At 35.1% G+C, this 25,223-nt stretch carries 13 protein-coding genes; 7 read left to right on the forward strand and 6 right to left on the reverse strand.

Translation table 11 applies throughout. The features are described from left to right. Positions 1-205: 205 nt before the first annotated feature. From K8B81_RS13335 to K8B81_RS13345, 3 genes are all read left to right on the forward strand, one after another. Positions 206-5,632: a T9SS sorting signal type C domain-containing protein gene (locus K8B81_RS13335; protein ID WP_223682089.1), complete on the forward strand. Its 5,427-nt coding sequence runs from the start codon at positions 206-208 to the stop codon at positions 5,630-5,632. A gap of 400 nt (positions 5,633-6,032) precedes the next feature. Then, positions 6,033-9,200, forward strand: a complete 3,168-nt coding sequence (locus K8B81_RS13340) for a DUF7507 domain-containing protein (protein ID WP_223682090.1) — start codon at positions 6,033-6,035, stop codon at positions 9,198-9,200. 195 nt (positions 9,201-9,395) lie between these two features. Continuing rightward, positions 9,396-13,238 carry a calcium-binding protein gene (locus tag K8B81_RS13345; protein WP_223682091.1) on the forward strand — a complete coding sequence of 1,281 codons (3,843 nt, stop codon included), beginning with the start codon at positions 9,396-9,398 and terminating at the stop codon, positions 13,236-13,238. 118 nt (positions 13,239-13,356) lie between these two features. Here the strand turns inward: K8B81_RS13345 and K8B81_RS13350 are convergent, their stop codons facing one another. The 4 genes from K8B81_RS13350 to K8B81_RS13365 all read right to left on the reverse strand — a co-directional run bounded on the left by K8B81_RS13350 (position 13,357) and on the right by K8B81_RS13365 (position 17,057). Beyond that, positions 13,357-14,226: a cupin-like domain-containing protein gene (locus K8B81_RS13350; protein ID WP_223682092.1), complete on the reverse strand. Its 870-nt coding sequence runs from the start codon at positions 14,224-14,226 to the stop codon at positions 13,357-13,359. An 84-nt stretch (positions 14,227-14,310) separates the two neighbouring features. Further along, positions 14,311-15,399, reverse strand: a complete 1,089-nt coding sequence (gene bioB, locus K8B81_RS13355) for a biotin synthase BioB (RefSeq protein ID WP_223682093.1) — start codon at positions 15,397-15,399, stop codon at positions 14,311-14,313. A gap of 172 nt (positions 15,400-15,571) precedes the next feature. Further along, on the reverse strand, positions 15,572-16,009 hold the full coding sequence (locus tag K8B81_RS13360) for a hypothetical protein (RefSeq protein WP_223682094.1): 438 nt from the start codon (positions 16,007-16,009) through the stop codon (positions 15,572-15,574). Positions 16,010-16,127: 118 nt separating this feature from the next. Further along, complete coding sequence (locus K8B81_RS13365; protein WP_223682095.1) at positions 16,128-17,057, reverse strand: bifunctional riboflavin kinase/FAD synthetase; 930 nt, start codon at positions 17,055-17,057, stop codon at positions 16,128-16,130. 196 nt (positions 17,058-17,253) lie between these two features. Here K8B81_RS13365 and K8B81_RS13370 point away from each other — a divergent pair, with 196 nt between their 5' ends. Next, on the forward strand, positions 17,254-19,917 hold the full coding sequence (locus tag K8B81_RS13370) for a zinc-dependent metalloprotease (protein ID WP_223682096.1): 2,664 nt from the start codon (positions 17,254-17,256) through the stop codon (positions 19,915-19,917). 1 nt (position 19,918) lies between these two features. Here the strand turns inward: K8B81_RS13370 and K8B81_RS13375 are convergent, their stop codons facing one another. Continuing rightward, a complete protein-coding gene (locus tag K8B81_RS13375) occupies positions 19,919-20,602 on the reverse strand; it encodes a ComF family protein (RefSeq protein ID WP_223682097.1) in 684 nt (227 codons plus the stop codon). Positions 20,603-21,050: 448 nt separating this feature from the next. Then, positions 21,051-21,617 (reverse strand): hypothetical protein, encoded by a 567-nt coding sequence (locus K8B81_RS13380; protein WP_223682098.1) that lies wholly within the window; start codon positions 21,615-21,617, stop codon positions 21,051-21,053. Between the two features lie 650 nt (positions 21,618-22,267). Between K8B81_RS13380 and K8B81_RS13385 the strand changes: the two genes are divergently transcribed. From K8B81_RS13385 to K8B81_RS13395, 3 genes are all read left to right on the forward strand, one after another. Then, complete coding sequence (locus K8B81_RS13385; protein ID WP_223682099.1) at positions 22,268-23,806, forward strand: glycine--tRNA ligase; 1,539 nt, start codon at positions 22,268-22,270, stop codon at positions 23,804-23,806. Between the two features lie 187 nt (positions 23,807-23,993). Further along, on the forward strand, positions 23,994-24,809 hold the full coding sequence (locus K8B81_RS13390) for a LytR/AlgR family response regulator transcription factor (RefSeq protein WP_223682100.1): 816 nt from the start codon (positions 23,994-23,996) through the stop codon (positions 24,807-24,809). 173 nt (positions 24,810-24,982) lie between these two features. Then, positions 24,983-25,219: a hypothetical protein gene (locus K8B81_RS13395; RefSeq protein WP_223682101.1), complete on the forward strand. Its 237-nt coding sequence runs from the start codon at positions 24,983-24,985 to the stop codon at positions 25,217-25,219. Positions 25,220-25,223: the final 4 nt, after the last annotated feature.

Consider the following 25,223-nt stretch of genomic DNA (forward strand, 5'->3'; position numbering starts at 1 on the left):
GTTATTTTTGTTCTATAAATTAGCCCCAAATAATTTAGTATTCATTTTTTAATTCTTATGTTTTGATTATCAGAACATCAATCTGTTTACAGATTTAATACTAATTAAGTTTAGGGTATTATTAAGTTGTTATTTGATAAAATTGTCAAAAAAACAATTTTAATAGAAATAAGTTTACTTTTTTTAAATTTAATCCGCCCCAAACATGATTAAAAAACTACAAATTCTTATTGGTTTATTTTTTTCAAAACAAAATCACAATATTCCAGAAATTATAACAACAAACTTATTTGGTAATACTGCTAAATGGCTTTGTTTTGTTTTTTTTGTATTTCAATTGGGTTATGGGCAGTCAGGTTGTAATGTTGTTAAAGGAGGAGAATTTAATAGTTCTGCTGACGGCAGTAATTGGACATTGCCAGAAAGTTCTAATACAGGTTGGTTTCGTTATGGAAATGAGGCATATATCGATGTAAATAGTACAAGTAATATATCGCTAAAACAAAACGTAACAGGTTTATTAGGTAGTTCATTAACGCTTACTTTTAAAATTAAAGGACAAAATGCTGATAGGTTAAATTGTAATACAAATGCAACTATTAATATAAAACTTGGGGGTATTACTTATATGACCATTGTAAACCCATCATTTAATACTACTAATGCAGGTTATGCTGTAATTACTACAGATAATATTACCACACCTGTTACAGGAACAAGCTATATAGCATCAGGTTTCCCTATAGCTGTAGGTAGAGATTCAGCAACCAAGCCAGGTATGCCCGAAAGTAGTTTAGGTCAAGGCACAATAACACTTACGATTCCCTCTTGGGCAGGAGGAGTAACTGCCGATCTCGAATTTGTTGCATCATCCTCAACTAGTTCTGCTGGAACTGGAAATTGTAATACTACAACGGGTGGAGATGACTGGCTAATAGATGATGTTAAATTGACTGCAAGTGACCCAACAGATTATATGATGACTGGTGTAAATAGCTGTGCAGGAACAAATACGGCAATGGGGCTTAATAATTCTCAAGTAGGAGTTAATTATCAATTAAAACGTAATGGTACGACAAATGTAGGTACTGCAGTTGCTGGAACAGGAACAAATATCAGTTTTGGAACTCAATCTACAGCGGGTACTTATACAGTAATGGCTGTAGTTGGAACTACGGAATGTAAAGTTATGAGTGGGAGTGTTGTAATTAATCCAACCCCAACTTTAACTGGAGCAGCACGATCGGGAACGGCTTGTCTAGGAACTGGTAACTTAATTAATTTAACAGGGTTGTTACCAAATAGTACTTCAACAATTAGTTATACTATAGCTAATATTGCACAAACGCCAATAACAGGAGTTGTTGCTAATGGCTCTGGAGCGGGGAGTTTTACAAGCACAGCTTTAACTGTTTTGAACAGTGGCCAAACTTTACGAATAACTGGAGTTACCACTACAAGTGTTACTCCAAATTGTACTGCAAATTTTACTACTATAACTACAACGTTATCAGTGAGCACTGTCCCAGCCGTAATATCGGCAGGATCTAATCAAGTCCAATGTAACAATGCTACTTTTACCCTTGCTGGAACTGCTGCGCCAATTGGGACATCAGGCTTATGGAGTGTGGTAAGCGGAACGGCTACTATAACTACTCCATCTTCGAATACATCTGGGGTTACTGGAGTTCCTGCAGGATCCAGCGCAACATTGCGATGGACAATTACAAATGGAAGTACTTGTACTGCAAGAGATGAAGTTGTTTTGACAAATTATGCTACTCCAACTGTTTCAAATGCAGGATTGGATATATCCAATTGTAATTCGGCCTCATTTACGTTAGCTGGTAATTCGCCGACGATAGGAACAGGTGTGTGGTCAGTAGTTAGCGGAACAGCAACTATTACTACTCCAACTTCAAACACATCTGCGGTTACAGGAATTACCGCAGGAAACAGTGCGACATTACGATGGACAATTACTAATGGAGCTTGTACTTCAACAGATGATGTTGTTTTGACTAATTATGCTACAGCAACAGTAGCAAGTGCTGGTGCAGATCAAACAAATTCAGCAACCTGTGGTCTGACATCAGTAACCTTAAATGGTAATAATCCTACAGATGGAACAGGTGCCTGGTCTATTGTAAGCGGAACAGGCGGAACAATTGCATCACCATCTACCCGAAATAGTACTTTTTCAGGAACGGCAGGCTCAACCTATACATTGCGATGGACAATTACAAACGGTGTGTGTTCTTCTGCAGATGATGTAGTGATTACTTTTAATCAAAGTCCAACAGTTTCAAATGCAGGTCCGGATCAAACAGGTATTGCCACATGTGGATTGACTTCAGTTACATTAGCCGGAAATGCTCCTACAGTTGGAACAGGGGTATGGTCTATCGTTAGTGGAACTGGGGGAACAATTGCAAATCCATCAAGTCCTACAAGTACATTTACTGGTACAGCAGGGTCAACATATACATTGAGATGGACAATTTCTAATTCACCATGTACCTCTTCTACTGATGATGTAGTAATAACATTTAATGTTATACCAGCAACACCTACAGGTTCAGAATTTCAAACATTTTGTGCAGCAGGTTCGCCAACAGTAGCAAATCTTACCGCCACAGGAACAGCTATAAAATGGTATGATGCACTAATAGGAGGAAATCAGCTGACAGCAGCAACGCCCCTAATAAATGGAAATCATTATTATGCTTCGCAAACTTCAGGTTGTGAGAGTACTACCCGATTGGATGTTACAGTAATGTTAAATGCGACACCTGTAATCACACCTAATAAAGTGGATGAAACTTGTTCTTCATCAAATAATGGAACTATTTCGCCAACATTTTCTGGTGGTCTTGCTAATGTTAGATATATAAGGCTGACTCAAAAATTTGACAATCCTGATGCCTGGCTGCAAGTTGCAGAGATAAATGCGTTTGAAATTTTTACAGGTCAAAATGTAGCATTAAGTTCCAATGGAGCTAGTGCGACAGCGAGTTCAGTTTATTTAAACAATGCTGCATCCTTTGGCCCTGCACTGGCTATAGATGGGAATAATGGAAATATGTATCATAGTAATACACCAAATAGAAATGAGTATCTGGAAATAAGTTTGGCTTCGCCTAAAAATATCGATTATTTGCGAATTTATAATCGTAATGATGCCTATGCTTTTAGAGGTCAGAATATGTTATTAGAGTTATTAGACAATTCCCATAATGTTGTATATGCAAAAACGGTCGATTTGAGAGGGGTTAGCGGTACTAATGTGATAGATGTAAACGTATTGGATGTTACATGGTCAGATGCTGCAACTACGTTAAACAGAACAGGATTAGATTCCGGAAGTTATACTATAAATTATGCAGATGCTGCAGGCTGTTCTGTAAGTATGCCAATAAATATAACATCAATAAATAATGCACCTGCTATAACGGCTATTTCTTCACCAGCTTTATTATGCCAAGATGATTCATTGAATCCTACTGTACCAACGGTTACAAACAATGGTTCGGCAGTTACGGCGTCAGGCTGGGAGATTTCTACAACTTCAGGCGGTAGCACTTATACCGCTTTATCACTTCCTTATACAGTAGCTTATGCCGACAATGGTAAGAATGTTAGATACTATGCTATTAATGGTTGCGGTAGGACAAATAGTAATATTGTAGCGATAACAGTAAACCAAAAACCTACAGCTCCAACTGTAGGAATCATAACTCATCTTAATTGTACAACAAATACGGGTAGTGTAGAATTAAGAGATCTGCCAACTGGTGATTGGACAATTAATCAAACTGGAGATGCTGCTGCAAGTTATGGCAATACAATTCCTAATACAACAAACAGAACGATTTCAGGTCTTTCAGCTGGTAGTTATACATTCACAGTAACTAATTCCGATGGATGTACTTCTCCAGTCAGTACCACGGTTACTATTTTCAATAATTCTAATACTTGGAATGGCAGCAGTTGGAGTAGAGGAGTACCGCCAAATGCGACTATGAATGTTGTAATAGCTGCAGTAACTCCAAACTCGCCCTTTACAACAGATTTAGTAGGTTGCGCTTTGACAATTAACTCAGATGTAGTGGCAATAGTACCATCAGGAGTTACATTAACTATAACCAATGAAGTAACAGTTAATGGTTCTTTGACATTTGAAAACAATGCCAGTTTAGTACAAATTAATAATGTTAACAACAATTCTGGTTCTATCATCTACAAGCGCGATTCGCAGCCAATGAAGAATTTCGATTTTACGTATTGGTCATCGCCAGTAGAAGGTCAGACATTATACAATCTATCGCCTAACACGCTTTGGGACAAATACCAGTCCTATAGCGGTAGTGGCTGGAAAATCGAGACCTCAACCAATGTTATGCAGCCAGGAATCGGTTATATCATCAGGGTGCCGAAGCCTTTTGCTTGGCCGGATCCCACTGCGGCCAGCTATGTACAGCCAGTGCAGTTTATAGGTAAGCCAAACAACGGGAATATTACCAGCAGCCAGTATCTCCAGACAGGTAAATATTATCTAATAGGGAATCCTTATCCTTCTGCGATTCATGCAGATGATTTTTTAAAGAATTCTCATAATGATCCTATTTTAGGAGGGACTATTTATTTCTGGACCCACAATACAGCCATAAAAATTGTAAATTCAAAGCTTGCTTATGTTTCAGATGATTATGCAAGTTATAACCTGACAGGAGGTGTTGCGTCTGCACCAAGTGATCCTAATCATGCTGTTGGTACACCTGCAGTTGATAACGGCAAGAAACCGACAGGTTTCATAGCGGCAGGACAGTCTTTCTTTGTGAAGGCAGAGGGAACTGCAGAAGGCTATGTGGAGTTCAATAACTCCATGCGTTATGGAGGAACCAATAATACCCAATTTTTTAAACCGGGCAAAACATCCAAATCAGCCGCAATTGAGAAACACCGCCTTTGGCTGAACCTGACTAATACGGGAGGGGCATTCAAACAAACGCTGATTGGATATGTTGACGGAGCGACAAATGGTTATGATACAAATTTTGACGGAATAACTTATGACGGAAACAGCTATATTGATTTTTACAGCATCAGTGAATCTTCTAACCTGACCATTCAGGGACGTGCACTGCCATTCAGTGATTCAGATGTTGTGCCTTTGGGCTATCGTTCGACAATTGCGGGAGATTTTACTATAGCAATTGACGAGGCTGATGGAAGTCTGTCAACCCAGAGAATTTACCTTGAAGACAAGGATACCGGTACAATAAACGAACTGACGGCGAAAAATTATACTTTTACAACCAAGGCAGGTACCTTCAAGAACCGATTTGTGCTTCGTTACAAGAACGCAACATTAGGAACCGGAGATTTTGAAACAGAGAATGATGCTGTGTGGGTTGTGGCTCAAAATAAAACCATTACAGTAAATTCGGTTAAGGAAAACATTGATAAGGTATTTATTTATGATGTTTCAGGAAAAGAATTGTATAGTAAAGATAGGGTTAGCAATCTTCAGTTGGTTCTTCAGAACCAGCCATTCGCACAACAGGTTTTACTGGTAAAAGTAGTGCTGGAGAATGGTTGCCAGACAACTAAAAAAGTGATCTTTAAATAAAACTACAAACCATAAAACAAAAAAATCCGATAGCGTAAGTTGTCGGATTTTTTTGTTTTAATATCATATTAACCATTTTTAATTTTGAAAAACCTTTATGGTTAAAAGTGAATGATTTAATAGAATTGAACATATTTTCATGTAGCTTTTTACTTATATAATTTTTTACTTATAAAGTACACTGGTTCTACATCGGGTTTATATGCCTTTAATCGAGTTTGTCTGGTTTCAATTAAAATAAGTGGCACAAAGGATTATTTTTGTGTCTTATATGCTTCTTAGTGTGGATTTTAAAACATAATTTTCAATTATTTTAAATATCAGGTTATTGAAAACTATCAGGGAAATACATACAAGAAGTATTTCTATAAGACTAATTTAATCTTTATAAGCCTATACAATGATTAGAAAATCACTTTCGATGAAACGTTCTTTATTTTTAAAAATTGTTGTTTTATTTTTTTTACTCATTACTTCCAAAACTTTAAGTCAAAGTTCGGTAACAAGAATATATACCGATTGGAATACTTATTTCACATCTAATTCTGCTACTAGTGTAGTGGCAAATCAGCCTAATACTGAAAATAATTTGCTTGCCTTTGACTGGCAGGGAAAAACGTATGCTACAGGCGCTAATAATGCTGTTTTGACTGCTAATTCTGTTAAATTTGTGAATAGTCGTTTCAGAGCTTTAAAAATACAATCTTTGCCATATGACGCGTCCAGCTACTATTTGCAAGGTTCTAATATTGATGGCTCTTTAACGAATAGGATATTAACTCCTGCTCTTGGAGGAGCTTTATCAACGCCTGCCGAATTAGCGTATAGACTTACAGACGGTATTAATGGATTGGCTTTGGGTACAGGGATTGCAAATATAAAAGCAAATACTTTGGCTGAATTCAAAATAGGTACAAATAATATACAAATCGGGATAATCGGGGATGGTATTCCTGATATTATTGTCAGTCAGGTTGCTCAGCCAAATTCAGTAGTTGACAAATTCAGTTTTGTTAATGCAGCAGGAGTTGTTATTGGTAATTCTGTTAATGTAGATTTTACTTCTAGTTCTATTCCGGCTGTTGGAACTTACAGACTGGATTTATTTAATACTAATAACGGTACTCCAGCCGCTGGTTTTAGTGCAAATGATACCCGTGATATTCGTCTGCTGGCCTTTGATTTAAGTGCATTTGGGATTACAGATGCAACTTCCTCGCAGATAGACCGCTTTGTGGTTAATTTTTCAGGAAGTTCTGATTGCGCATTTATTGCTTTTAATACCAATTCATTAAAATTAGCCACCTTAGCTTTAGTAAAAAAAGCGACATTATTGGGATGCGGAGTAGGAGGTAAAATTAGATATACTTTTGAAGTTACGAATACAGGAGACGTTCCATTAACAAATGTAGTAGTGACTGATCCTATGATTGGTACAATATCAGGTTCTCCTATAGCTTCCTTAGCTGCTGGGGCAACGACAACTTTAACCGCAGATTATACTATTACAGCGGCTGATGTAGCCTTAGGAAGAGTGATCAACTCTGCAAAAGTTACAGCTTTAGATCCTTCATCCAACACGGTTGAAGATATTTCAGGTAATTCTATCGGAGATGATATCCAAACCGTAACTAATTTATTGACACCTCCAACGATAGGAACAATAAAAAACATAACTTGTAATTCATTGGGAACTATTGCTTTAAGCAGTTTGCCTTCAGGAGCATGGACTCTTGAAATAAATTCAGGAAGCGGCACGGTAAATACTTCCGGTTCCGGATCTACAACGACTGTCACTGGTTTAGCAGTTGGAACCTATACTTTTAGGATAACGGATAATAGCAGTGGCTGTAAATCACCTTTAACAGCTCCAGCTTCAATTATTAGTCAGACAACGAATACCTGGAACGGAACCGCATGGTCAACAGGATCCGTACCCACTTTAGATCAAAATATTGTTTTTACAGGAAACTATCCTCCTGCTGTAGATCCTAATGTTGATTTATATGGCTGTAGTTGCAGGGTTTCGGGAAGTTCAACAAAAGTTACTATAAAAACAGGACGTACTTTAACTATAACAAACGCGGTGACAGTTGATACAGATGAAAATTTGATCTTTGAGAATAACGCGAGTTTAGTTCAATTAACCAATGCTGTAAATTCAGGTAAAATCATTTACAAGCGCGATTCGCAGCCAATGAAGAATTTCGATTTTACGTATTGGTCATCGCCAGTAGAAGGTCAGACATTATACAATCTATCGCCTAACACGCTTTGGGACAAATACCAGTCCTATAGCGGTAGTGGCTGGAAAATCGAGACCTCAACCAATGTTATGCAGCCAGGAATCGGTTATATCATCAGGGTTCCAAAGCCTTTTGCATGGCCGGATCCCACTGCGGCCAGCTATGTACAGCCAGTGCAGTTTATAGGTAAGCCAAACAACGGGAATATTACCAGCAGCCAGTATCTCCAGACAGGTAAATATTATCTAATAGGGAATCCTTATCCTTCTGCGATTCATGCAGATGATTTTTTAAAGAATTCTCATAATGATCCTATTTTAGGAGGGACTATTTATTTCTGGACCCACAATACAGCCATAAAAATTGTAAATTCAAAGCTTGCTTATGTTTCAGATGATTATGCAAGTTATAACCTGACAGGAGGTGTTGCGTCTGCACCAAGTGATCCTAATCATGCTGTTGGTACACCTGCTGTTGATAACGGCAAGAAACCGACAGGTTTCATAGCGGCAGGACAGTCTTTCTTTGTGAAGGCAGAGGGAACTGCAGAAGGCTATGTGGAGTTCAATAACTCCATGCGTTATGGTGGAACCAATAATACCCAATTTTTTAAACCGGGTAAAACATCCAAATCAGCCGGAATTGAGAAACACCGCTTGTGGCTGAATCTTACCAATACAGGAGGAGCATTCAAACAGACTCTTATCGGATATGTTGAAGGTGCTACAAACAGTTATGATACAAGCTTTGACGGAATAAGTTATGACGGCAACAGTTATATTGATTTTTATAGCATCAGTGAATCTTCTAACCTGACCATTCAGGGACGTGCACTGCCATTCAGTGATTCAGATGTTGTTCCTTTGGGCTATCGTTCAACAATTGCAGGTGATTTTACTATAGCAATTGATGAGGCTGATGGAAGTCTGGCAAACCAGAAAATTTATCTTGAAGACACACAGACCGGTACAATAAACGAATTGACGGCTAAAAACTATACTTTTACGACAAAGGCAGGTACATTCAAGAATCGATTTGTGCTGCGATACAAAAATACTACATTAGGGACAGGTGATTTTGAAACAGAGAATGATGCTGTATGGGTTGTGTCTCAAAACAAAACCATTACAGTAAACTCGACTAAGGAAAACATTGATAAGGTATTTATTTATGATATTACCGGCAAGCAATTGTACAGCAAAGATACTACAGGCAGTCTTGATCTGATTATGCAGAATCTGCCTTTCGCCGAGCAGGTTGTACTGGTAAAAGTAATTCTGGAGAATGGTTATCAGACCACCAAAAAAGTGATTTTTAAATAGAAAAAAGCACAATAACACTAATTAAAACACCCGATAGCGCAAGTTATCGGGTGTTTTTGTTTAAAAATATTATTTTTTTATAGTTTTTAAAATCACTAAATGTTGGTATTGTAACAGGTGAGCGATAATTATAAATTGCATGTAAATTCTTATTAATTGTATTTATCTAATCTTTATAACCCAACTCCTAATATCTTGAAATCAAAATTACATTACTTATTAATAATTCTTTTTAGTTTATTGTCTATTTCAAATAATGCCCAACAAGGAAAACCAGACACTAGTTTTAATACTTATGATGATGGTTTTAATGGTGATGGTTTTAATAATGCAGTCAGAACCTTGTCAATTCAAACTGATGGGAATTTAATTGTAGGAGGTGAATTTTTGAGTTTTAACGGAAAACCACTTTCTTATTTGACCCGACTCAAAAAAGATGGAACTATAGATGAAGAATTTGATACAGGTTCAGGTTTTAATGGAAAAGTATATTCGTCTTGCATACAGAATGATGGCAAAATTATTATTGGAGGAAATTTTACCAGTTATGACGGAGTTGCTGCAGGCAGATTAATCCGTTTAAATGCTGATGGCTCGCATGATAGTACTTTTAATACTTCTATAGCAGCAGGTACGGGCATTATATATCAAATTGCCCGGCAATCAGATGGAAAAATTATAATTGTCGGAAGCTTTACAAAGTATGATGGAATTACTGTAAACAGGATAGCCAGGATTTTACCTGATGGAAATTTAGATGCCACTTTTTTAACTGGTTCCGGTGCTCCTTCAAATATAAATTGTGTTCAGGTTCAGCCTGACGGAAAAATTATTCTGTCAGGAAATTTTATAAAATTTAATGGTATCGATGTCAATAGAATAGTTCGCTTAAATTCAGATGGTAGTATTGATATGGGTTTTAATGTTGGAACTGCTTTTAATGATGAAATCCATGCAATGTCCTTACAATCAGATGGAAAAATTATACTGGGAGGTGAATTTACAGATTATAACGGAATTGCTGCTAACAGGATTATTCGGCTGAATTCAGATGGATCAATCGATTCTGGTTTTCTTTCAGGAACAGGTTTCAATAACGGTACTGTAAACGCTATAAAAACAGATCTGTCAGGAAATATTATGCTCGGAGGTTCTTTTACAGCTTTATATAATGGAATTGAAGTAAACAGATTAATACTTTTAAATCCAGACGGGATAATTAAAACGGACTTCAATGCAGAAGGCGGACCTGGCTCAGCATCAGTATTTAGTTTAGAAAATTCAGATGATGGAAGTTGGTACATTGGCGGGTCATTTTCAGTATTTGATTCTTTAAATCAGGGAAAACTGGCTAAAACAGATGCTAGTGGAATTCACGATATTAGTTATCTGTCGGCGGGAGTCGGATTTGATAATTCGGTTTCAAAAGTATTACCATTGCCTGATAATACTACAATGGTTTTTGGTAATTTCTCAAATTTTAACGGAGTTGCGTGTTCAAAAATTGCGCGTATTTTGCCAGAGGGAGATTTAGATAATACATTTAATTCAGCACAATCAGGAGCTAATAATGGTATCAAAACGGCAGCCTGGCAACTCGATGGAAAAATGATTATAGCTGGAAGTTTTACGACTTACAACAATACAGTCTGCAATCGCATTGCCCGAATCTTACCTGATGGAAGCTTAGATAACAGTTTTGTTTCCGGAAGTGGTTTTAATGGTCAGGTATATTCAGTAACGATTCAATCAGATGGGAAAATATTAGCAGCAGGTAATTTCACGAAATATAATGGTGTTACGTTTGGTCGCATAGTGCGCCTAATGCAGGACGGTACAATTGATGGTACTTTTAATGCTGCTGTAGGTGCAAATGGAATCGTAGATGCTATGATAGTCCAGCCAGACGGAAAAATTATATTAGGAGGAAGATTTGATACATTCGACGGCATAGTATATTCGAAGTTAGTACGGTTAAATGCGGACGGAAGTATAGATAGCAGTTTTTCTACAGGTACTGGGTTTGACAAAAATGTATATGCACTTGATTTGCAATCTGATGGGAAAATTATTGTGGGTGGTTCTTTTTTAAATTATAATGGAGTTTCAAAAAAACGAATTTTAAGACTTAATTCAGATGGTACTTTAGATATGGCTTTTAATTCCGGAACCGGTTTTAGTAACGGTGACGTACGAAGTATTTTAGTACAGCCCGATAACAGGATTTTGATTGGAGGAACATTTTCAGGAAATTATAACGGAACAGCTTCTTTACGATTATTACGGTTATCTTCTAATGGTGTTTTTGATTCCTCATTTTCAGTGGGTTTAAATGGGGCTTTATATACTATGGGTTTTACATCTGATTATAAACTGATTATCGGGGGGAATTTTAACTCGGTATCAGGAATGGCAAAACATAGAATTGCCCGTTTGAAGTTATGTACTAATAGCTCAAAATGGAATGGCACGAATTGGTCAAATGGATTTCCTTCATTCGAAAAAGAATTAACTTTTGAAGATGATCATTTGTTTTCTTCTTCAACAAATGCATGTAGTTGTAATATAAAATCTGGTAAGACAGTGACAATTTCAGCAGGAAAAACTTTGGGATTAAACTTTGATTATTCGGGATCCGGAATTTTGACTTTAGAAGATACAGCAGCTTTATATCAATCTGATGATGAAATAGTAAATACAGGTATTATTTATCTTAAACGCAAAACTACACCCATTCGAAAATTTGATTATACTTATTGGTCTTCACCGGTTGAAAACCATAAACTAATCGATGTTTCTCCAAATACATTATTAGATAAATTTTTCTCTTTTGATTTTAATGCAAATAATTGGAAAGAGGAAAATCCATCAGGAAATATGGAATTAGGGAAAGGTTATATTATTCGTGGGCCACAGGATTTCTCAGTTACGGTTCCGGAAAAATATGAGGCAACTTTTAAAGGAATACCAGTTAACGGAAAAGTAAAAATAAATGTTGGCAATACAGATAGTTTCAATTTAATTGGAAACCCATATCCCTCAGCTCTTGATGCGGATATATTTTTAAAAGACAACAAAGATGTTATCAAAGGAACTCTTTATTTCTGGACCCATAACACACCTTTTGCTGATAAATACACTTCTGATGATTATGCGGTTTATAATCTATTGGGCGGTGTGGGTACAAGAGCAGCAATGGCTTCAGGTGAAAATGAAACTTTGCCTGACGGAAAAATTGCTTCAGCACAATCTTTTTTTGTTCAGGGTTTAACTGCTGGGGAAGTGAAATTTGAAAATAGTATGCGAATTACAGAAAACAATTCACTCTTTTTTAAACCTGCAAAAAGCGCTAAAAAAATGAGTAAAGTGCAAAAAAGCAGAATATGGCTTAATCTTACCAGCCAAGAAAGTGCATTCAAACAGCTTTTAATTGGTTATATTGAAGGAGCAACAAACGGGTACGATTCGGCTTTTGACGGAGAGTCATTCAATGGAAACAAGTATATTGATTTTTATAGTTTTAATGAAGAAAAAAGGTGGACTATACAAGGCAGGGAATTCCCTTTTGAAGATTCAGATGAAATAGTCCTGGGTTATAAAACAGAAATCAAGGGAAATTTTACCATAAGTATAGATCAATTGGATCAAACTTTTACGGACCAATCCATTTATCTTGAAGATAAGGACAAAATGATTTTACATGATTTAAAAAAAGAACCTTATGTATTTTCTACTGAAAAAGGAATTTTTAATACTCGTTTTGTTTTAAAATTTACAGCTAAAACATTGCAGGTAGAAGACATTTCGCCAAATAAAAAAGATCTTGTAATCTATCAAAAGAAAGGACAATTAGTCATAGAATCAGAAGATTCAAATATTCAAAAAGTTCAGGTTTTCGATATAACTGGAAAATTAATTTTAGAACAAAATGCCAGCCAAAAATCAATAATAATTTCTAATCTTAAACCAGAAAATCAGCTTCTTTTACTTAAAATTCAAACAGCAGACAGCCTGAAAATGGAAAAAATAATATATTAATTATATCGGTAAAATTAAGATAGAAGAACAATGGAGTCAAAGGTTTTTCCTTTTTAAAAAGTCTTTGACTCCGATTATATAAATTAAATCAGATTTAAATTCGTCTTTTTCAGTGGATTTAAACAGCTTCTTTTAATAGATTTTCATGTGTATTCTGAATTGCCTTTTCATTTTTATAGTCAATCCATTTTTGACCTTTGAATTTTCGCATCAAAATATCAAAATGGCGCATGATAAAAACATTATAAGCCGCCTTGGATAAGTTGGTAATGTTTTTAGGAAAAGAGCGTAAGCTCATTGAAAACCCTGGTGTAAGATACTTCATGTAGTGCCAGTAACCTTCAGGCATATATAACATTTCACCATGTTTCAGGTTTGTGATGTATCCCTGGGCATTTTTCAGTGCAGGGAATTTTTCATAATCAGGATTGTCAAAATCAATATCTTCCCTCGAAATTAACGCATGAGGAACCTTATACATATATTTTGACTGATCAGGAGGAAAAATCATGCATTGCTTTTCTCCATGAAAATGGAAATGAAGAATATTGGAATAATCTATATCAAAATGCATAAACACTTTGGAATTTTGACCACCAAAAAACAGCATAGGCATTTGCTTGACTAATTTTAAGCCAATATCCGGCCATAAAAAATCATTTTTTAAGACAGGAACATCTTTCAATAAATTGTAAAGAAAAATGCGGTAATTGGTTGGTTTTTTTTCAAGTAAATCAATATAATCGCTCATCTTCATAGAAGTATGTGCTTCATTAAAACCATCTTCGTGGTTTACCGGTCTGTCATCATATAAAGGAACTATTTTATCGCCTGCTATTTCTTTGATATAGGACAATTTCCATTTTTGATAGGCTGGCCAGTCTTCTGTCAACTGTTCAATAACAACCGGTATTTGATTTTTTACATATTTGGATATAAACTCAGACCTTGAGATTTTCTTTACCCTTTCTATTTGTGTTAATTTCATCTGTTTTAAAAATAAAAAAAAATGCTTATAGTATTAGCTATAAGCAAGTTAGGGATATTTATTTAGATTTGTTAACTCTATTGATTAAATTTTTGACTTTATCGAATGTTCAACATTTCTTTCAATAGTGTGTCCAGGTCTTGACCATTTTGGTTTTTCTCCAAGAGGAATAAATTGAGAATCAGCAGCTTCAACTGTTTTAGGCTGAGATACTTTTGTAAAAGGCTTTTGCGGATTTAATCCTAATAACTCGAACATTTTCATGTCTTCATGTACATCCGGATTTGGAGTAGTAAGCAATTTATCTCCTGCAAAAATAGAATTGGCTCCTGCAAAGAAACACATTGCCTGACCTTCGCGGCTCATATTGGTTCTTCCTGCAGATAAACGTACCTGCGTTTCAGGCATTACGATTCTGGTAGTGGCTACCATTCGGATCATCTCCCAGATTTCTACCGGTTTTTCATCTTCCATAGGAGTTCCTTCAACGGCAACCAAAGCATTAATCGGCACTGATTCCGGCTGTGGATTTAAAGTAGAAAGCGCAACCAGCATTCCGGCTCTGTCTTCGATACTTTCTCCCATTCCGATAATTCCTCCGCTGCAAACAGTAACGTTAGTTTTACGAACATTTTCAATTGTTTCTAAACGGTCTTCAAAAGCACGTGTTGAAATAACATCTTTATAATAATCTTCAGAAGTATCTAAGTTGTGATTGTAAGCATATAATCCTGCTTCTGCCAGACGCTGCGCCTGATTTTCGGTAATCATACCCAAAGTACAGCAAACTTCCATATCCAGTTTGTTGATGGTACGAACCATTTCTAAAACCTGATCAAATTCTTCACCGTCTTTTACATTTCTCCAGGCCGCTCCCATACAAACACGGGATGATCCGCTGGATTTGGCACGTAAAGCCTGAGCTTTCACCTGACTCACACTCATTAAATCGTTTCCTTCAACGCCTGTATTGTAACGTGCAGCTTGTGGGCAATACCCGCAATCTTCCGGACAGCCTCCTGTTTTGATAGAAAGTAAAGTAGATACCTGAACTACGTTCGGATCGTGTTTTTGTCTGTGAATCGTTGCTGCTTCATACAGCAAGTCCATCATAGGTTTGTTATATATGGCGATTATTTCGTCTTTTGTCCAGTTGTGTTTTGTAACGCTCATTGATACATTGTTTTTGATGCTTCAAAAGTAGTTAAATAGTTCTAATCAACCAATGGTGATTGCTGTAAATGAATATTTGGTAGTTATTTTCAAAAAAGAAACACCCTAAATCATAGAATTGTAGTTTTTTATGATTTTAGAGTGCTTAATAACCCTTTTATATTTTAAAAATTTAATCGGCTATATATTTGTTGTTCCAGTATAACATCATCATCAAGGTAACAATAACTGAAGACGCAAGTCCTTCAAATAACAAGCAGATGCAATAAGTAGGTACTGAAGGATTTCCTCCAAACATAAAGGTCTCAGATAAAGACTGAACGTAAGCATCTCCGCCTCTTGCATAGCTGTAAACTAACAGACCAAAAACGCTCATCGATACACCAACTACAGACGTAGCCATAGCTGAAACAGCATTGGATACAAAATTAGTTTCTCCTTCGTGAAGGTTCATCTGCATGGTTCTGTTTACTCCGTAAAAAATAAACAACACATTCAGGGTACGTAAATAAAATAAATCGGCTAAACCTAGTACATTCATCAATAAAAAATAAATGCCTATACCAAGGAATATTAGTGATCCGTTGACAATTTCTTTTGGTAATTTCATGATGGTTATTTTTAAAGAGATTAATAGTAAATATTTGGTATTCAGTAAAGTGTATTAAATTTACTAAAAAAATAAATACGATGATTTAAAAATAACGAAAAGTATAGTATTGGAATTTTTAGCTTTTGCTTATGAATTCTAATGCCGTTTTTTTGTCCTGATTTAATTGGTCTTTTAACAAATCAACCGAACCAAATTTTTGTTCTTCCCGAAGGTATTTTAGTAGTGAAATCTCCAGTTTTTGCCCATAAATGTCAGCATCAAAATCAAAAAGATGTACTTCGATGGTTTGTTTTTGCCCATTTACAGTTGGATTGAAACCAATATTCATCATTCCGAAAACTTCTTTTTCATTAATAAAAGTCTTTACAACATAAACACCATTTTTTGGAATCAGTTTGTAGTCTTCTTCAATCTGAATATTAGCCGTTGGAAAACCAATTGTTCTTCCCAGCTGTTTTCCTTTTACAACTTCGCCGGTTAAAAAATAAGTATAACCCAGATATTCATTCGCTAAGGACATTTTACCGTCCTGCAATGCTTTTCTGATTTTGGTTGAACTTACCGAAACATCCTGAATTTCCTGAGCTGAAATTTGTTCCACCTCAAAACCATATTCAGCTCCAAAAGCGATTAAATTATCAATATTGGCTGTTCTGTTTCTCCCAAAACGATGGTCATGGCCAATAATTATTTTATGGATATGAAACTGCTCTACTAAAATGGAGTGTACGAATTCTTCGGCGGTTAATCTTGAAAAGTTTTCGTTAAACGGATGGATAACAAGATTTTCAATTCCGGTTGCTTCCAGAAGTTTAGATTTTTCCTGAATGGTATTTAAAAGTTTTATCTCTGATTTTTCCTGAAGGACCATTCGGGGATGTGGAAAAAAAGTAAGTACCAGACTTTCATATTTTCCGTTTTCAGTGTTTTGAGTAATTCTTTCCAGAATTTTTTTATGACCAATGTGCACGCCATCAAAAGTGCCAAGAGTTAAAATGGTTTTCTTGGCCGAGTGGAAATCGTTAATAGAATGAAAGAGCTTCAAAACAAATTATTTAAGATGCTGCAAATTTATACTATCTATTTTAAATCTGATAATAACCTGAATTGATTTTTAATTTGTTTCTTTTAGTTTTTGTGAAAAAGGAGTAATTTGTCGATCCAAAATAAATATCTGTCGAGAATAGGGAAGAATTTGACTTAATTAATTTAATTTTGATTCTCTAAATAACCTCTTGATTATGAAAAAACAGCTACTAATTCTGCTTTCTATTTTTTTCTGTATTACAGTTCATGCGCAAACCAATGTTCTTTGGGAGAAAGTGAATTCGGTTTCGGCAAAAAAAACAGGAAACGTTCTTAATCAGGAAAAGCTATATTATAAGCTAAATGAAAATCTTTTAATTCAGAAAATTGCCGATTCAGGCAAAACGGCAAAAAGTGCCTTTTCTGAAATCACGGTTCCAAATGCTGAAGGTGTTTTAGAACGATTTATGGTTTGGGAATCCTCCAATTTTGATCCGGAATTGCAGGCACAATATCCTGAAATCAGGGCTTATTCAGGTACGGGATTAGATGATAAAACTGCAAAAATCCATTTTAGTGTAGCTCCAATAGGAGTTCAGACTATGGTAGTCCGTTCAGGAAAAGCATCTGAATTTATAGAGCAAAATCCAGAGAATAAGTCAGAATATGTATTGTTTACCTCTAAAAATAAAGATACTTCAAAATCGCTGATTTGTAAAACAAAAGGGGAAACCACTAAAAAAACTTCTGATAAAACAGCAAAAACGACATCTAATACTAAAACCTTAAAAACGCTTCGGCTTGCATTATCATGTACAGGAGAATACACAGCATTTTTTGGAGGTACAAAAGCAGGCGCATTAGCCGGAATGAATGCCACTATGACAAGAGTCAATGCTGTTTTTAATAAAGATTTAGCTGTGCAATTAACTATAATACCAAATAATGTAGATATTATTTATACAAATGCATCAACAGATCCTTATTCTAACGCACAGCAGGGTGCAAGTGGCGCCTGGAACTTAGAAGTTCAGCAAACATTAACTACAGTTATTGGCAACAGTGGTTATGATATTGGACATTTATTTGGCCATTCAGGTGGTGGAGGTGATGCAGGTTGTATAGGTTGTGTATGTGATAATCCTGTTTCTTCGTCAGATGACCAGGCAAAAGGGAGTGCATATACCTCTCCTTCAGACGGAAAACCTCAGGGAGACACATTTGATATTGATTTTGTAGCACATGAAATGGGGCATCAGTTAGGAGGGACTCATACTTTTTCTCATGAAATTGAAGGAACAGGGACAAATGTAGAACCGGGTAGTGGTTCGACTATTATGGGATATGCAGGTGTAACAAATGATTATGATATCCAAAATATTTCGGATGATTATTTTGCGTACGCAAGTATTTTACAAATCCAGGATAATCTTGCTACTAAATCATGCCCGGTTAATTCGGCAATCAATAATAATCCGCCGGTTGTAAGTGCAGGTTCCGATTATACCATTCCATTTAACACCCCATTTATTTTAACGGGAACAGGCTCTGATCCCGATGGCGATACTGTTACTTATTGCTGGGAGCAAAATGACAGTGCGACCACTACATCCGGAAGTAATAGTATTGCTTATCCGGCTAAACCAGACGGGCCATTATTTCGATCTCTTCCGCCAAACAATTCCCCTGTTAGGTATATGCCAAGCTTAAATACAGTACTTCAAAACAGGTTAACCACAACCTGGGAATCAGTTTCGTCAGTCGCAAGAACTTTGCATTTTTCACTTACAGGAAGAGATAATGCAGCCTTAACAATACCTCAGACTAATACTGATAACATGATTGTTACCGTAAATACTGCGGTCGGTCCGTTTGCAGTAACTTCACAAAATGCCAACGATATAGGATGGCAAAAAGGTTCTTTTCAGACCATAAACTGGGATGTAAAAAATACGAATACATTATCTGGTTCCAACAATGTTAATATTAAATTGTCTATAGATGGAGGTTTGACTTTTCCTGTCATTCTTGAAGCAAACACACCAAATGATGGCTCACAGACCATAACGGTACCTTCGGATATTGCCGCTACAAATTGCAGGCTGCTAATTGAGCCGGTTGCTAACATTTATTATGCTTTAAACGCTAGCCCTTTTGCTATAGGTTATACGTCAGCAACGGCTTGCGATTCTTATAGTTTCGGAAGTTCTTTTACTATACCGTTTGGATCTTCCTTTACTACAAAAACAGTAAATGTGCCTGCTTCCACAGGAATAGTTTCTGATGTAAAAGTCGCTGTAAATGTAACACACGAAAGGTTTTCAGATTTAGAAATTCAAATAGTAAGTCCATTAGGAACAGTCGTAAAATTGTTTGAAAAAAATTGTGGCAGCACTAATTCTACTTTAACACTGAATTACGATGATTCAGGGGCCGAATTAGATTGTTCTAAAACAACGAGTCAGATGGTTGTGCCTGCAGAATTTTTAAACGCATTCAAAGGGCAAAATCCTCAGGGGACATGGAAATTTGAGGTTCGTGATGCTGTTTCGGGACGTTTCGGAACTATAAATTCGGCATCTGTAACTATTTGCAGTCAGACATTTACTCTGGATGATTCTGAATTCGAAAGTGTGGATTTTGCATTATATCCAAATCCAAATAATGGTAATTTTACTGTTCAGTTCGAATGTGAGCCTACTAAAGATGTAGAAGTATTAGTACATGATATCCTTGGCCAAAATGTATATGATGAAAATTTTGGTAAAGGAGCTTATTTTAATCAAAACATTCAGTTAAAAAAAGCATCTGCCGGATTATATTTAGTAACCATCCTTAATGGCAGCAAAAAGATTGTCAAAAAGATACTGATAAACTAATTTAAGAATTTGCCATTGCCATACATACTATACTGATTTTTGTCCCGGGAATTTTGAGTAATGCCCGTGAGCAGGCTTCTAATGTGGCACCTGTTGTGAGAACATCATCAACCAGTAAGAAATGTTTGTTATGATTTTCTTCTGAAAAATACACATCAAATAAGTTTTCTATTCCTTCTGATCTTCCCAAAAGATTCTTTTTGGATTGGGTTTTAGAATATTTTTTCCGAAATAAAACAGTATCATCATAAGCAATATCCAATCCTTTGGATAAAGCATTCCCAAAAGTGGCTACCTGATTATAGCCCCTTTCCTTAAATTTCTTTCGATGCAGTGGTACAGGAATTACAGCATCAAAAGGTACTTTAGGCTGAATGGTTTTTAAATCTTCCACATACCAGTCTCCCAGGACTGTTCCAATTTCTTCGCATCCTTTGTATTTCAGATTGTGTATCAGCTCCTGTACAATTCCTTTTTTGTTGAAATACAAAAATGCCGATGCATGTTCAATGTCAATTTTCCCATAAAATTTCTTGACTGCTTCATTATTTGTATCTAAATAGTATTGAGTCAAAGGCATTTCATGGCGACAGCTGGTACATAAGACATTTTCATTTGTCATTAAAAGCGAATGGCAGCCGGCACAAACTTTAGGAAAAAATAGGTTAATAAGGTAATTAAGCACAGTTGAATGATTTAGTTAAAAAACAGGAATAATATCATAAAAAAAAGACTGATGTTGTGACGATAAAACGCTATCGACTTTTGAATAAATATAACTAAAATATTAATTTTAATAAAAATATTTTTACAATAAAATTTCGTAGGAAGTAGCTGAAAAGATTTCAAGTTTGAGATTTATAATTTAAAAGGTTCTTCATGCTATTTTACTAATAAAAATATCAAAGTTTTCAGAGTCACTTTGGTATTAGATATCTTAATATTTCAAAAGAGATGAATAATACTGCCCATCTTTAAATTATTTACCCTACCCTACAGGTTAGATATGTAAAATCTCATAATCTAACGCTGAAACACAATTAAAAAGGTGAACAATTTACTCACCTTTTTAATTGATTTTGATTTAATAAATTGTTTAAAAGCCTTTTTAAATCATAATGTTTTTTTTAAGATCATTGAAACTTATTCATTGCACTTAATATTTCGTGGCTTTTAAGAGGTATGAATTTTTTCGTATAAATAATAGATCCTTTATTCTCAGGATAGGTAACTATGAGTTTGATGACTTCTCCTTTAAACTTGTCTTCAATCCCGGCAAACAAAACCAACGTTTTATTCTCTGTCACATTCTGGCGTAGAAATATCTCATACCCCTTGCCGGTTTTACTATTAGATATAACTTTTTTGATTCTTTCTCCTTTGTAAATGGTGTCAGTTATTTTATAACTTTCATTTTCAAGCCATTTATTGTGAAAATAAAATCCTAACTCTTTTTTTGCAAGCTGTATCCATGGAATATTTTTAGGATCTTTTTCTAGATTTTTTCCAATATCCTTGTATTGTCCTTTTTTGAAGTCAATAAAATAATATGTGTCAACAGATTCTTTTACATCACTTTTATCATTGAAAATAAATTCATCTAATCTCATTATTTTTTCAACAGCCAATTCCTTGTAAACAAAAATGCTGTCGTCGGGAAATGTGATAGATTTAGTTGTATGGCTTTCAAGAGATATCACATATACACCTTTTGTATTTTGTTCGCTACGACAGTTTACAAAAAAAAGTACTAGAAGAATAACCGAAGTAATTACTTGATTGTAAGTAAAAGTGTAATAATGCCAAAAAGGGTGGAAATATTTTTGTTAAAAAAAACATAATTTTTCAAGTATTTTATTTAATTATTTGTTTTCCAGTGAGTTGTTGAAATTATAATTTTTAGCACTTTAGAATAAGTCAATATCAAATTGAAATTAAGAGATTCTTTGAATATTGCTTTTACCGGAAGATAAATTTTAAGGCTGCTTAAATAAAAATCTTAGAGTTATAAAAAAGCAAATTATATTAATGAATTTAAAACATTAGCAGTCGATTAAATTACCAGCGAGAAATGTATTCTGGTAGAACTTATTAAATGAAGGGAACAAGTAAGAGTCAAAAACTCATTCGCACACAAATCTCTGTGTATATTGTATAATGATTTGAATAAAAAAATTAAAGTCTGTTACTAATAATTAACTTTGAAAAGAAATAATATTCAAGTAAAAATGGAATAATTTCATTTATATTCGTCCAAAAATGTATTTATTAATAAAAAACTTCAAATAAAGGTTTCAATCTTAGTTGATTTCCTTTTTTTTAAATTCACTTTTTATATTTTTGCACCACTATGGCAAAACAAGAAGATATATTTAAGAATGTGGTTTCGCACGCAAAAGAGTACGGATTTATTTTTCCGTCAAGCGAAGTGTACGATGGACTGAGTGCTGTATATGATTATGCACAAAATGGCGTCGAATTAAAAAAGAATATCCGTGAATATTGGTGGAAATCAATGGTTCAGATGAATGAAAATATTGTTGGCCTTGATGCTGCAATATTGATGCATCCAACAACCTGGAAAGCTTCAGGCCACGTTGATGCCTTCAATGATCCGTTAATTGATAATAAAGATTCCAAAAAAAGATACAGAGCAGACGTCCTGGTTGAAGATTATGCTGAAAAGTTAAATCAAAAAGCTCAAAAAGAAATCGAAAAAGCGAAAGCTCGTTTTGGAGATGCTTTTAATGAAGAAGAATTTGTTACAACCAATGCACGTGTTGTAGAATATCTTTCAAAAAAGAAAGAAATTTTGGCAAGGCTTGCAAAAGGGATGAGTGAAGATCTTCAGGATGTAAAAGCTTTAATTGAAGAATTGGAGATTGCTGATCCTGAAACCGGTTCTAAAAACTGGACAGATGTAAAGCAGTTTAACCTGATGTTCGGAACAAAACTGGGAGCTTCTGCAGATTCTGCAATGGATCTTTATTTGCGTCCGGAAACGGCTCAGGGTATTTTTGTAAATTTCCTGAATGTACAGAAATCTGGCCGTATGAAAGTTCCTTTTGGAATTGCACAAACCGGTAAGGCATTCAGAAACGAAATTGTGGCAAGACAATTCATTTTCCGTATGCGTGAATTCGAACAAATGGAAATGCAGTTTTTTGTACGTCCGGGAGAAGAAATGCAATGGTACCACCACTGGAAAGAAGCACGTTTGAAATGGCATTTGTCTTTAGGATTAGGGAAAGAAAATTACCGTTTTCACGATCACGAAAAATTAGCGCACTACGCTAATGCCGCTGCAGATATTGAATTCAACTTTCCATTTGGATTTAAAGAATTGGAAGGAATTCATTCCCGTACCGATTTTGACCTAAAAGCACACGAACAATATTCAGGAAGAAAACTGCAGTATTTTGATCCGGAACTGAATGAAAACTATGTTCCGTATGTTGTAGAAACCTCTGTAGGTCTGGATCGTATGTTTTTGGCAGTTTTTGCAACTTCATTGCAGGAAGAAACTTTAGAAGATGGCTCATCAAGAACAGTGCTGAAATTGCCTGCAGTTTTAGCCCCAACAAAAGCAGCAGTTTTACCACTGGTTAAAAAAGACGGATTACCAGAAATTTCTAAAAAAATCATTGAAGATTTGAAATGGGATTTCAATGTAGCGTATGATGAAAAAGATGCTGTAGGACGTCGTTACAGAAGAGCAGATGCTCTTGGAACGCCATTCTGTATAACAGTAGATCATCAAACTATTGAAGACGAAACGGTAACAATTCGTCATAGGGATACCATGAAACAAGATCGTGTGAAAATTTCTGAATTAAGAGATATTATTGAAAACGAAGTTTCGATGAAAAACTGGTTGATGAAAATGTAATTTTTTAATTTTCAACATATTAAATCCCAAATTCCGAATAGGAGTTTGGGATTTTTTTATACGTTTAACTCAAGTGTTTTTGTTTATGTGGACAGGTATTTCAATATTTTTTATAACTTTAGATGTTCTCTTTTAAGAAAAAATAGCTCCAAATTTAAGATTAACCCCAAAATTTAATCCAAAAGCAATGAATTACACCTACATTATTTTAGATGATGATCCGGCAAGCGTTGAACGAATCAGGACACTAGCAAATGAGTTTTCAGAGCTGAATTTTATAGCTTCTGCAGACAATTATACTGATGGTATAAACCTGATTTTAAAACACATGCCTGATCTGGTTTTTTTAGAGATTGATCCCAAAGATAAAGCCAGCGGACTCTCTCTGACTTTAATTAATGGTTTATTAATGTATTTAAAAGAGCTGCCAAAAATTATTATCACAACAAAAAGTAAAGATTTAGCGTTTGACTGTATTCAGTATGAAGTAAATGATTATTTTCTAAAACCAATTGAAGCAATTGATCTGGTAAAGTTGATTCATAAATTGAATAAATTATACAATGAGGATGAAGTGCTTCTGGTTCAGAAACTCAAGCCAAAAGAAAAAAAACAAAATCAGGAAGAGGGAATTCAAATCAATAAAAATCGAAAATCCTTTATTTTATGTGTAAAATCATATGGCGATCACCGTTATATTGATTCAAATGAAATCTGTTATTTTCAGGCTGATAATAATTCGACTGATATTCATCTGAAAAATGGAGAAATGATTACGGCTTTTAAAACCTTAAAACATTTTGAAACCGTTTTGTCAAATCCATTTATCAGGATTCATAATAGTTATATCGTAAACAGAAATTATATTTCAAGAATCCATACAGGGAACTCCTTATGTTATATAAAAAAAACGACTATAAAGCTTCCTTTTTCAAAGTCTTATAAAGCAAATGTTGATTTTATAATTAGTGAATTTGCCAATGAAAATTATATAGAAACTTAAAATAAAACCATCTGCCCTGATTTGCTATCCATTCACTAATGAACGGATAGCATTGACCATAAACGCCTTTTTTTTAGGTGATTGTTGCGCTTTACTGTTTAGTTTTACCAAAGAATTCCGAACAAAACGGGATAAAAAAGTAAAAAAGTATAACAATATAAAACTCGACAATCATGAAAAAATTAGCTTTAACAACTGGATTATTTTCTTTAGTAATGGTATTAACTTCTTTTAATACTTCTGCAAAAACTACTAATGATGTTATAGTAAACAATACAACAATTGGTATTGATGGAAATCAGTCAGCAGGACAAAGCAGAAAAGTGGATATGATGGGTTCTGATTTATCAAATCAAAAACTAAGCATTGACGGGAATCAGTCAGCAGGACAAAGCAGAAAAGTGGATTAATTAG

Origin of the sequence: Flavobacterium hibisci (assembly GCF_020026925.1) — a bacterium.
GTDB classification, from domain to species: Bacteria; Bacteroidota; Bacteroidia; order Flavobacteriales; family Flavobacteriaceae; genus Flavobacterium; species Flavobacterium hibisci.